An 8,504-nucleotide genomic window follows, 5' to 3' on the forward strand; every position below is an offset into this window, starting at 1 on the left:
GAGATTGACAATCCAAACCTCTTTAATATTTGCTTCTGCATAAAGAGGGATTTTAGTATAGCGATCATAATCGAGGGTAGAATCAGAAACTTCAATAATTAAATAAATATCTTCGGGACAGGGATGGGCAGCAACGTAAAAATCTGGGCGAGGTATTAGTAAACTTAAATCTGGTTCTGGTTGAGAGTTATTATTTAATCTAATCGGATTTTGCACTCTGAGAATAATTTTATGTCCTAACTTTTGATAGAATAATTGTATTAATCTATCTACACTAGAAGCATGACGGGTTCCCATCGGTGACATTTTGATAATTTCTCCTCGAATTAATTCCACTTTTTCATCGGGTTTGATTATTCCCTGGGTTGTCATTTTTTCGTATTCTTCCACCGTAAACTTACGGGTAATCAGCGATAAAGACATTTTAACTAAACTCCTACTTTCTCTTTATTCTATCTGGACAGCCTTGCAAGGGGGGAATTATCGGTGTTTAAACCATTAATCGGGGGGATAAACTAACTTTTTGGGGACTTGTACTGATTCTTCGGGAAAAATCAGCGCTTGCCATGGCGACAAAACCGCTAAATCTAACGTCTAGAAAGCTGGGGTCGGATCGAAACTGCCCCAAAAAAGCTACTATAGGTCAGTTGTCGATGTTAGAAAAAATAGCCGTTCCCATCAGGAACATTAAGTCGAGAAATTTTATGGTTAAGCGAAAACAGCCTTATAGTTTAATTTATCTGCTCACTCTGGTGATCGGTTTAGTCATAGCGATCGCACCTGACGGACAAGCACAAACCCCCGACTCTAACAATCCCACCAGCGATCCTAACGAATTAAAACCCTTAAATCAAGCCGATAGTGTCCTGAGTCTTCAGGGGGGACAACGTTTAGTGGAAGAAGCGAACGCCGCTATTAATGCCGCTAAATACGATGTCGCTGTGGACAAACTCAATCAAGCGCGCCGGATTTTTAACCAACTATCTAACTATCATCTGCAATTAGCTAATAGTTTCTCAGGAATTGACCCGAAAGTATTCGATTCTCAGCGTCAAAGTGCTTTAAACACCGGACAACTGCGGGATGAAGCCACCTATCAGCTTGCTTTGGTCCATAGGGCGCAAAATCAGCCAGAATTGGCGGTTCCTTTGTTAATTCAGGTGATTCAATCCCAAAACCCCACCAGTGAATTAGGACAAAAAAGCTATCAACAACTCTACGAGATGGGATTTGTCAGTACACCCATCTCCGCACCGACTCCCACCTCCGCAACTCCTAACAACTCCCCCCCACAGCAGTAAATTTTGTCCCCATTGACGAGCTTTCGGTAACAATGGGATCAGAGTATCTTTAATTCTTTTGAGGAGTTACGATGGTTGACTTTCGCCAAGTAGAAGCGATGATTCAAGAACAAATCCCCGATGCACAGGTGATGATTCGGGATTTAACGGGAGGTGGCGATCATTTGGAAGCGGTGGTTATTTCTGGCGAATTTGCCGGCAAAACCCGCGTTAAACAGCATCAAATGGTTTATGGCGCTTTACAATCGGCACTGGCTACCGAAGCCATCCATGCTTTGGCATTAAAAACCTACACTCCCGACAGTTGGGCAGCAGAAAAATAACAGTTATCAGTTAAGTAGGTAGGTGTTAAAAGTTGTCAGACACCCCCCTTATCAAGGGGGGATTAAGGGGGGATCCCCCCGCCTATCGGCACCCCCCTTATCAAGGGGGGCAGGGGGGATCCATCTTCAATTTAATTATAACTACTTATCAGTTATTAGTTAATTTTTTTCTGGTTTTCTTTGTGGCTAATTATCTTCACACAACACAGTCTAATTTAATTACTCATGGTTAGTAACCCATGCAGGCGTTGGGTTTCATGCTTCAACCCAACCTACGTTCATCTTATATTTAATTCCACCCACCCACTTAATTTAATTACTCATGGTTAGTCCTTTACTGGAACCCTTTCGAGAAGCCTATCGCAATTTGGAACTTTTACCCCTGCGATCGGATAAAGAATTACAGCGTTTTGCTGTTAAATACGGCACAGAAATTATCGACGAATTAGAACAATTGGTCGAAGATAGTCCTTCGGAAGACGGAAAAATTATTCTAGCAGGACATCGGGGTTGTGGTAAGTCAACCCTACTCTACGAATTTAAAAGAAAGTTAGATGATCGCTATTTTGTTGTTTTCTTCTCGATCTCAGACACGATCGAAATGTCAGACGTAAATCATGTTAATATTTTATTCTCGATCGCCGTTCAGATGATGTCAGAAGCGGAAGCCCAAAATTTAACTATTAAAGATTCTATTAAAAAAAGCTTTTATCAATGGTTTGCTGAACAAATCCGCACCGAAACCAATCAAGCAGATGCCACTATCGAAACAGGTTTTAACTTTTCTGCTTTACTAGCTCACATTAAAGGAATTCTCAAGATTAATTCGACTATTCGTCAGGAAATCAAACAAAAGTATGAGCGGAGAATTACCGATTTAGTTGCCCAAATTAACATTATAGCTAGTGCGATCGAGTCCCAAAGTCAGAAAAAAATCTTAGTAATTGTTGATGACATTGATAAAATTGACTTAGCACAGGTAAGGGATATTTTTCAATCCCATATTAAAGCGATTATGTTGCCCGGTTTTCGGATTATTATGACTATTCCGATCGCCGCTTTAAGAGAGGTAGCTTTAAAGGCAACTCTCCAAACAGAAACCAACGATCAGATCGTGCAAATGCCTGTATATAAACTCTTTAAACAGGGAGAAATTAATTCACCTAATGCTATACCCGATCCGCAAATTATTGCTACTTTAACCGAGATTATCACTAAGCGCATCGATTCCGATTTAATCGATCCTGACACCCTCGAAAAAATTTGTCTTTATAGTGGGGGAGTGTTACGAGAATTAATTCGCATTACTAATGATTGCTGTCGGGTTTGTTTGCGATCGGTTCGTCGTTATCCTGATGATAATACCCTAAAAATTAATCAAGCTGTTTTAGAACAATCAATCACAGAACTTAGTCTCGATTTTGCTGAAAGTATCGGTACAGCAGATGAGGAAATTATTAAAACTGTTTATGAAAAGTCAAAACCGAAGGATCTCAAGGATCAAAATTTTCTAGATCTGCTGCATGGTTTATATATTTTGGAATACCGCAATGGCGATCTCTGGTATAACGTGCATCCGATTGTAGTTGAGTTAATGAAAAAAAGAGGAACAATTTGAATGGTATATTATGACTGATGAAACATCTTCAATTATTGACCAAAATGAAAGAGAATACGAAGGTTTAATCGTGTCTCTAGAGGCAAATCAAGAGAGATTAAATATATTAATTTGTGTGTGTGATCAGGAAAAATTGCGAGAAGAAATCATCGATCGCTATAGCAAAGAATTAGAACCAGTAATCCCTTGTTATCGGATTGATTTAGATCAAAAAGAACCGAGTTTAAGAGCAGCAATTGCTAGTTTAGTCTCCAGAAAACCAGAGTTATTACAAAGCAAAAACGCCGTGATCACAACCACAGGAGTGGAAAAATTACACTCGATCGAATGGCAACGGGAAAAATCGGAACTAGATAAATTTTTTGGTTATCTGCAATGGACAAGGGAAGGATTGCGAGAATTTCCCTATTCCATTGTTCTTTGGGTAACAAGCACAGTGGAGGTAAATTTACGCAAAAAGTCCCCCGATTTTTGGAGTTGGCGAAAAGGAGTTTTTCGCTTTATTTCTCCTCCAAGTAACTTTTTACCTTCTCAGGAAATTTTACCAATTTTACAATCTTTTGACGAAATTACTATAGATAAAGATATTCCTTCAATCTCTAAGGAAGACTTGTTAGAACTAATCGAGCAAATCGAGGTAAATAAAGGCAAAAAAGAGCCAAGACTAGCGAGTTTATATGCCAGTTTAGCTAAGATTTATAACCTTCGTTTATTATATCGATCACCATTGGTAGATTATCGTCAGGAACAACAGCTTGCGATCGAGTATTATCAAAAAGCGATCGATTTACAAACAGAGTTAAATCTAGAACTTGATTTAGTTGCGAGTCTCGACTCATTAGCAGGTATTTACTATTCCCTAGGAGAAGACCAAAAAGCGATCGAGTTTTATCAACAGTCCTTAGCAATCTTTCAGAAAATCGGAGATCGATCGAGAGAAGCAGATTCTTACAATAATTTAGGCAATGCTTATCATTCCCTAGGAGAATACCAAAAAGCGATCGAGTTTTACCAACAGTCCTTAGCAATCTTTCAGGAAATTGATGATATAAGGGGAGTAGCGTATTGTTACAATAATTTGGGCAATATTTACAATTCCCTAAGAGAATACCAAAAAGCGATCGAGTTTCATCAACAGTCCTTAGCGATCAAACGGGAAATCTCTGATATAACAGGAGAAGCTTATTCCTATCTAGGTTTGGGGAATGTTTACGGTTCCCTAGGAGAAGACCAAAAAGCGATCGAGTTTTATCAACAGTCCTTAGAAATCTTTCAGGAAATGGGGTATATCATAGGAGAACCAAAGACTCTGTTTAATCTGGGACTTACCTACTATAAACTCGATCGTATATCGGAAGCGAAAGAAGCATATCTTCAAGCGCGGAAATTATTTCAAGCATTGGGGTTAGCAGGATATGTTCAAAAGTGCGATCAGGCAATTCGGCAATTATAATTAACCAGTTGCGATCGAGTAAAAATTTGTTGCTTACCCCTTGACTTTTGCTTGTTTTAATGATAGGAATTAGCGGACTTGATTGCTTATCTCACCCGATTTTAAGCCAAAACTGGTTAAAAACCGCCATAACGTTCCTCTAACCAGGGATCACCTCGTCGATGGTAGCCATTACGTTCCCAGAAACCCGATTGCTCTCGATCGAGAAATTCTAAGCCATTAATCCATTTAGAACTTTTCCACGCGTAGAGATGGGGGACAACTAAGCGCAGCGGACCACCGTGGTCGGGGGGTAAAGGTTGACCAAACAATTGAAAAGCGAAAAAATTATCCTCGTGCAGGAATTCCTCTAGGGTCAGGTTAGTGGTATAACCGCCATAACAGTGTTGCATAACGTGGGTAGCTTCCGGCAGCAGGTCAATTAAGGTGATAAAATCCGATACCTTAATTCCCGTCCAAGTCACATCTAATTTTGACCAACGGGTGACACAGTGAAAATCCTTGGTAAATTCCCACTGCGGTAGGGCCATAAAATCCGACCAGTTAAAAATTTTAGTCGTGGCCACCTTTCCCCAAACCTTAAATAACCATTCCTCGGTCTTGATTTGGGGAGTATCCCCGTAGGTAAGCACAGGAAAACCACTAGCGAGATATTGGCCCGGAGGAACTCGGTCTTGATCGGGAGATTCTGGTTTTTTAAAGAATTTGCCTAACATTAGTTGAGACTCGCAACGAAAACCCTAAACAAATCTTAAAATATTAGGGAGCGAAAAGGTTTTCTATACCTCACTCCCCACTATCAAGTTATTACACCGTCCTAGACCTTGAGGACATTTATTCGGTGTTAACAGCGAACTACAGCCAAATTTTTCTGGTAACTGATGACCGATAGGAATATTATTCCTCGTCTTCCCCTTCTTCTTCCTCTTTAGTGGGATAGACAAAGCTGTTAGAACGACCAGAAAGGACAGATTTACCCAAAGATAAGGCTTTTTGCGCTTCCCGATCCGCTTGCTTTCTCCAGTGCGCTCTCCGTTGGTCGCGCTTGGCATTTGAGGTTTTCTTCTTGGGACAAGCCATAGTATTTTAACGATAGTTATAGACTCACAACCTTTCTATTCTACTCCCTATTTCCCTAATCGGCTCGCTAACTTGTCTGATTCCCTTGATCGCTACTGCCCAAAATATTGATAAAACTTAATAATTATCATTGGCTTACCTATTTATGTTTAAAATTCTATATAACTATGTAGTCAAGTAATTTCCATCATGGTAACTACCGTCGAACCCAGAGTTTTAAGTTCACTGATTACTGTTTACTGTTTACTGTTTACTGTTTACTGCTCACTGAAAAATCCCCCACACCCCCACACCCCCACACCCCACACCCCCACTTCCCCAACTCCTTTAATCTTTCCTACGATTTTGGGTATCTCTAAACATAGATAAACAGCTAAGGGATATCTATGTCACTGGAAGAAGGATTAAAATATCTACGCCTAAAGGATTACGCAAGGGCCGTAGAATTACTGGAAGAATATTGCCAACAGTCAGCTAATTTTCATTCTCCCTTATATATTCGAGCTAAAATGGCTCTTGCTCGGGCCTATCGCAGCAATAATCAACGGCAACAAGCGATCGCCCTAGCTCTGGAATTAGAAAATCATCTTGATCAGGAAGTTAGTCAGTGGGCCAAACGATTACTGACAATCTTTAGTGCTGAACAAAAAACCATCGGTATTGCCACTAATGGGGTCAAATTTCGAGCGCTGCCCAAGGCAGCACGAGCAGCACGGGTAAGTGTCCGGTTATCCCGGACTATCCCCGAAAATAGACTTATTTTTGCTAAACTATTGACAATTACGGCTTTTTATGCTATAGCATTTGGTCTTTTTTTTGTAATTACCCGTTTGCTGCTCATCCCTGCGGGGACGGGTGTAATTATTGCCTTGCTCTTGACCGGTTTCTTAGGCGGACTCATCCTTTTTATCGCCCCGAATCTAATTGATTGGACACAAAAACGTCTTTATCGAGTGCGTTGGGTGTCCTTAGCGGAAATTAAACGGTATAGCCCGGAATCGGCGGCGGTAATTGGGCGTGTATGCCGAGAAAAAGGGTTAAAACCGCCAAAACTAGGCATTATCGAAGACGGACAGCCCCTCGCTTTTACCTATGGCTCTCGACGGGGTAATGCTCGCTTAGTAGTTAGCAGAGGTTTATTTACCTATCTCGACGATGAGGAAGTAGCGACGGTATATGCTCATGAATTAGGGCATATTTGGCAGGGAGACTTTGCCCTGATGACTATCTGTGCTAGTTTCGACCATTTAAGCTGTTATCTCGATTCTTTTGCCCAAAATCAAGGTAATAATTTTCAAGACACAGTTTTTCTAGCCCTTCTCTCATCAATTATCACTATTTTTAGGCCAATTATTGTTTTTTGCTGTCTTTATCTGTCTCGTACTAGAGAATACTTCGCCGATCATTTTGCTGCCCAAGTTACTGGTAATCCCAATGCTTTGGCCCGCGCTTTAGTAAAAATTGCCTTTGGTTTAGTCCAAGAAACTGCCCAGTTTAGTCCCCTGTCATTCAGTACAAATGTATTAAATATTGCCCTGGAGCAGGATGCGATCATTGCCGGTAACGTTTATGGTATCGCATTGGAGTCTCGCCGGATCGGACAGAGTTTTCTCTGGGATATATATAACCCTTGGGCAAAATGGTTAGAGTTGCAATCTAATCATCCCCTGACTGGTGAAAGGATTCGCGCTTTAACTAACTATGCCCGACAGATGGATCTAGATATAGAATTTAGTCTGGGGAAATTATTATGTCAAGAAATGGAATTAGATTCCAAGAAACTCTATCAAAACTTTTTTCTACGACTGTGTTTATATTATGCTTCGGGACTAGGCTTTATTATTGGGGTTGTCATAGCTGATTTTCTTTGGCTGAAATTTAGCTCTTGGGGTGCATTGGGCCTAATTTTAGTCGGTGGGGGTTTGGGTATAATTATCAATCGATTAGCCAGTTATCCTCGTCTCAACAATGCTAGTTTCAGCGATATTTTTTCTTTAACCGATAATCCTTGCAGTCATCCCCTCCCAGCTATCCCCGTCCGACTCCGCGGTGAGTTAATTGCTCAAGGAAAGAATTTCTTTCTTAAAGATAGCACTGGCATAATTCCCCTCGCTCCTAACTATCGTTTTGGTTTTTGGCATAAAATCAGGACTACTAACCCCCCCATGGCAGCAATAAACAATACATCTGTACAAGTTCTCGGTTGGTTTCGTCGCGATTTATCTCCTCGTCTGGAATGGAGTCAAATAACTCACTCTGGCGGAAATATTCGGTTTTATCCCCGTTTTTGGCCTTTGGTTAGCGGTTTTGGCTTATTAGTCTCCGGTTTAATTATCGCAGTCACATTTTAAGCATCGCAAAAAACTGCCACTTCATCCCTTTTCTAGTTTTAGGTACTTGCTTGGATAGTACCCAATCTTTGAGCGGCAATCCCTAAAATCCTCAAGTCTCAGACCATGAAAACCCTTCATAATTAAGATAGTCGCCAGATAAGTCTAGAAGTATAGCAAAATGTCTAACGAAACTGTCACCTATTCCCTAGAAGCTGTCTTGACCAGGATTGAAAGTAAAATCGACAAAATCGATGAACGTCTCACAAAATTAGAAATCGGACAGGCCGAACTCAAAGCAGAGTTAAAAGGCGATATTAAAGTATTAGACGAGAAAATCGAGGGATTAACGGTACGGGTTGGTTATCAGGAATTTACCAACCGGGGGATTCTGATAGC

General features: G+C 40.7%; 10 protein-coding genes. 7 read left to right on the forward strand and 3 right to left on the reverse strand.

Annotated elements, in window-relative coordinates; translation table 11 throughout:
* The coding region (locus PX481_RS23020; RefSeq protein WP_288096265.1) for a Uma2 family endonuclease at positions 1-423 on the reverse strand (423 nt) is incomplete at its 3' end.
* Positions 424-653: 230 nt separating this feature from the next.
* On the opposite strand from PX481_RS23020, the gene PX481_RS23025 reads away from it, so the two are divergent.
* The 4 genes from PX481_RS23025 (at position 654) to PX481_RS23040 (ending at position 4,695) form a co-directional block, all read left to right on the forward strand.
* Entirely contained in the window at positions 654-1,301 is a 648-nt protein-coding gene (locus PX481_RS23025; protein WP_002760602.1) for a hypothetical protein, read from the forward strand.
* A 71-nt stretch (positions 1,302-1,372) separates the two neighbouring features.
* Positions 1,373-1,624: a BolA family protein gene (locus tag PX481_RS23030; protein ID WP_002737239.1), complete on the forward strand. Its 252-nt coding sequence runs from the start codon at positions 1,373-1,375 to the stop codon at positions 1,622-1,624.
* A 322-nt stretch (positions 1,625-1,946) separates the two neighbouring features.
* Positions 1,947-3,242: a P-loop NTPase fold protein gene (locus PX481_RS23035; RefSeq protein ID WP_288096267.1), complete on the forward strand. Its 1,296-nt coding sequence runs from the start codon at positions 1,947-1,949 to the stop codon at positions 3,240-3,242.
* A 10-nt stretch (positions 3,243-3,252) separates the two neighbouring features.
* Positions 3,253-4,695 (forward strand): tetratricopeptide repeat protein, encoded by a 1,443-nt coding sequence (locus PX481_RS23040; RefSeq protein ID WP_288096269.1) that lies wholly within the window; start codon positions 3,253-3,255, stop codon positions 4,693-4,695.
* A gap of 116 nt (positions 4,696-4,811) precedes the next feature.
* Here PX481_RS23040 and PX481_RS23045 read toward each other — a convergent pair whose 3' ends face one another.
* Together PX481_RS23045 and rpmF are read right to left on the reverse strand one after the other, a co-directional pair.
* Positions 4,812-5,411 (reverse strand): sulfite oxidase-like oxidoreductase, encoded by a 600-nt coding sequence (locus PX481_RS23045; protein WP_288026651.1) that lies wholly within the window; start codon positions 5,409-5,411, stop codon positions 4,812-4,814.
* Positions 5,412-5,592: 181 nt separating this feature from the next.
* The gene (gene rpmF, locus PX481_RS23050; RefSeq protein WP_002760610.1) at positions 5,593-5,775 is read right to left on the reverse strand and encodes a 50S ribosomal protein L32; all 183 of its coding nucleotides are present in this window, start codon (positions 5,773-5,775) and stop codon (positions 5,593-5,595) included.
* A 189-nt stretch (positions 5,776-5,964) separates the two neighbouring features.
* Here rpmF and PX481_RS23055 point away from each other — a divergent pair, with 189 nt between their 5' ends.
* The 3 genes from PX481_RS23055 to PX481_RS23065 all read left to right on the forward strand — a co-directional run.
* The gene (locus tag PX481_RS23055; RefSeq protein WP_288026649.1) at positions 5,965-6,144 is read left to right on the forward strand and encodes a hypothetical protein; all 180 of its coding nucleotides are present in this window, start codon (positions 5,965-5,967) and stop codon (positions 6,142-6,144) included.
* Positions 6,145-6,161: 17 nt separating this feature from the next.
* Positions 6,162-8,126: a M48 family metalloprotease gene (locus PX481_RS23060; protein WP_002760611.1), complete on the forward strand. Its 1,965-nt coding sequence runs from the start codon at positions 6,162-6,164 to the stop codon at positions 8,124-8,126.
* 160 nt (positions 8,127-8,286) lie between these two features.
* A partial coding sequence (locus tag PX481_RS23065; RefSeq protein ID WP_288096271.1) for a DUF4164 domain-containing protein occupies positions 8,287-8,504 on the forward strand: 218 nt, incomplete at its 3' end.

It is taken from the genome of Microcystis sp. M53603_WE2, assembly GCF_030065435.1.